Here is a 650-nt window from a genome sequence, read left to right as displayed (position 1 = left end):
GAAAAGAATAGGTCCCGTAGTGTAGCGGTTATCACGTCGCCCTGTCACGGCGAAGATCGCGGGTTCGATTCCCGTCGGGACCGTTGAAGTCGAGAAGATTTCAAAAGGAAAGAGACTCGTTAGCTCAGTTGGTAGAGCATTTGACTTTTAATCAAAGGGTCACTGGTTCGAGCCCAGTACGGGTCATAAGAGCGGGTTTGGCGGAATTGGCAGACGCACCAGATTTAGGATCTGGCGCTTTAGGGCGTGGGGGTTCAAGTCCCTTAACCCGCATATAAGATAATAATGAGCCGGCTTAGCTCAGTTGGTAGAGCATCTGATTTGTAATCAGAGGGTCGCGTGTTCAAGTCATGTAGCCGGCATTTTTGAATAGGATGCGAACGTAGTTCAGTGGTAGAACATCACCTTGCCAAGGTGGGGGTCGCGGGTTCGAATCCCGTCGTTCGCTTGAGGCGGCCGGGGTGGCGGAACTGGCAGACGCACAGGACTTAAAATCCTGCGATTGGTAACGATCGTACCGGTTCGATTCCGGTCCTCGGCATAGACTTGTAAGAGGCAGTAGAAGAAGATGAGCACCCTTAGCTCAACTGGATAGAGTACCTGACTACGAATCAGGCGGTTAGAGGTTCGACTCCTCTAGGGTGCATTAA

At 51.5% G+C, this 650-nt stretch carries 7 tRNA genes; all 7 read left to right on the top strand.

Annotated elements, in window-relative coordinates:
* Window positions 1-10 precede the first annotated feature (10 nt).
* A tRNA-Asp gene (locus HMPREF9380_RS00005) sits at window positions 11-83 on the top strand.
* A gap of 30 nt (window positions 84-113) precedes the next feature.
* A tRNA-Lys gene (locus HMPREF9380_RS00010) sits at window positions 114-186 on the top strand.
* Between the two features lie 5 nt (window positions 187-191).
* A tRNA-Leu gene (locus tag HMPREF9380_RS00015) sits at window positions 192-273 on the top strand.
* Between the two features lie 16 nt (window positions 274-289).
* Window positions 290-362, top strand: a tRNA-Thr gene (locus HMPREF9380_RS00020).
* A 14-nt stretch (window positions 363-376) separates the two neighbouring features.
* Window positions 377-448, top strand: a tRNA-Gly gene (locus tag HMPREF9380_RS00025).
* 7 nt (window positions 449-455) lie between these two features.
* Window positions 456-541 (top strand) — tRNA-Leu (locus HMPREF9380_RS00030).
* Window positions 542-572: 31 nt separating this feature from the next.
* A tRNA-Arg gene (locus tag HMPREF9380_RS00035) sits at window positions 573-646 on the top strand.
* Window positions 647-650 lie beyond the last annotated feature (4 nt).

It is taken from the genome of Streptococcus sanguinis SK49 (assembly GCF_000212815.1).
GTDB lineage: Bacteria > Bacillota > Bacilli > Lactobacillales > Streptococcaceae > Streptococcus > Streptococcus sanguinis_C.
Note: the sequence above shows the minus strand (reverse complement) of the source record. Positions and strands in the feature narration are given on the sequence as shown.